3 protein-coding genes are annotated in these 1,787 nt (G+C 73.6%); all 3 read left to right on the forward strand.

The features are described 5' to 3' along the window. Positions 1-480, forward strand: a 480-nt coding sequence (locus C1J00_RS42880; RefSeq protein ID WP_102914174.1) for an NADPH-dependent F420 reductase, incomplete at its 5' end; no start/stop codon positions are given. Between the two features lie 106 nt (positions 481-586). Next, positions 587-1,417, forward strand: a complete 831-nt coding sequence (locus C1J00_RS42885; protein WP_102914175.1) for an alpha/beta fold hydrolase — start codon at positions 587-589, stop codon at positions 1,415-1,417. Between the two features lie 42 nt (positions 1,418-1,459). Beyond that, a partial coding sequence (locus C1J00_RS42890) for a GntR family transcriptional regulator (RefSeq protein WP_245936740.1) occupies positions 1,460-1,787 on the forward strand: 328 nt, incomplete at its 3' end.

Here is a 1,787-nt window from a genome sequence, read left to right on the forward strand (position 1 = left end):
GAGTTCGGGGAGGTGGTGGTAAACGCGGGCGGCGGGCGGGTGGCGCTCGCCGCGCTGGAGGCGGCCGGGGCGGAGAACGTCGACGGGAAGGTCCTCGTGGACGTGTCCAACCCGCTGGCGGTCGAGGAGGGTGAGCTGCGGCTTTCCCCCGTCGAGTCGGACAGCGTGGGTGAGCAGATCCAGCGGGCGTTTCCGCACGCGCGCGTGGTGAAGTCGCTGAACACGGTCAACTGCCGGGTGATGGTGGAGCCGGCGAGCGTGCCGGGCGAGCACAACGTCTTCGTCTGCGGGGACGACCCGGGCGCCAAGGAGCAGGTGGCGGCGCTGCTCGGGGAGTTCGGCTGGCCCGCGGAGCGCGTGCTCGACCTCGGCGGGATCCGGGCGGCCCGGGCCGTGGAGATGTGGCTGCCCCTGTGGGCCGGCCTGTTCCGGAAGTTCGGGCACGGCGAGTTCAACATCGAGGTGCGGCGGGCCCGTTGAGCGGCCCGACGCCGTGAAGGCGGCGAATCTTGGGGCTACCGGCGGGTAGCAATTGCTGACAAGCTGTCTACAGCGTCCGTCAGCGAGTACAGCCGAGGAGCACCCCATGTCCGCCACCGTCTCCTTCAAAGTCGCCTCCGCGCGGGGCGAGCAGAGCGTGACCCTGTCCTACACGCGCCGGGGCAGCGGCGAGCCGCTCCTGCTCCTGCACGGCATCGGCCACCACCGTCAGGTGTGGGACCCGGTGATCCCCGCGCTGGCGGCCGAGCGCGACGTGATCGCCGTGGACCTGCCCGGCTGTGGCGAGTCGCCGGCGCTCCCGGGCGGCATGGCGCACGACCTGCCCACGATGAGCACGGTCCTGACCGCGCTCTTCGGTGCGCTGGAGATCGAACGGCCGCACGTGGCGGGCAACTCGCTGGGCGGCCTGCTGGCGCTGGATCTGGCCCGGGCGCGGCTCGTGCGTTCCGTCACCGCCCTGTCCCCGGCCGGGTTCTGGAACGAGGCCGAGCGCCGTTACGCCTTCACGGTGCTGACGGCCATGCGGCAGATAGCCCGCCGGATGCCGCCTCCCGTGGTCGAGCGGCTGGCCCGCCCGGCCATCGGCCGTACCCTGCTGACGAGCACCATCTATGCCCGCCCGGGCCGCCGTTCACCCGAGGCCGTGGTCGCCGAGACGCTCGCGCTGGCCCGGGCGCAGGGGTTCTCCGAGACGCTGCGCTCCGGCCGGACCGTGCGGTTCACCGACGACATCGTGGGCACGCCGGTCACCGTCGCGTGGGGCGACCGTGACCGGCTGCTCATCCCGCGTCAGGGCGTGCGCGCCAAGGGCGTCATCCCCGAGGCCCGGCTGGTGAGGCTGCCCGGCTGCGGCCACGTCCCGATGAACGACGACCCGGCGCTGGTGGCCCGGGTGGTCCTCGACGGCAGCCGCTGACCGGCCCCGGGGGCGGCAGAAGCTCCTCTAAGGTTCTGCCTCATGACGCCAACGCGGAGCGGCGACCCGGGCGAGGGTGCGGCGTCCGGGCCGACGCGGAGCGGTGATCCGGGCGAAGGTGCGGCTTCCGCCGCATGGGAGCTGCTGCTGCCCGCCGCTTCAGCTCCGGCACGCACGCGTGGCCGTTCTCTGCAGGCGGCGCTGCGCGAGGCGGTCCGCTCGGGCCGGCTCACGCCGGGCACCCGGCTGCCGTCGAGCCGGGATCTCGCGGCGGACCTGAGGGTGTCGCGGGGGCTGGTCACGGAGGCCTACGAGCAGCTGACGGCCGAAGGGTACTTGCGCAGCGGCCGGGGTTCGGGGACCTGGGTGG

Origin of the sequence: Streptomyces cahuitamycinicus, assembly GCF_002891435.1 — a bacterium.
GTDB classification, from domain to species: Bacteria; Actinomycetota; Actinomycetes; order Streptomycetales; family Streptomycetaceae; genus Streptomyces; species Streptomyces cahuitamycinicus.

Excerpts from the sequence above, each read along its gene's own strand:
- C1J00_RS42885 (WP_102914175.1), top strand. The coding sequence starts at position 587 with ATGTCCGCCACCGTCTCCTTCAAAGTCGCCTCCGCGCGGGGCGAGCAG.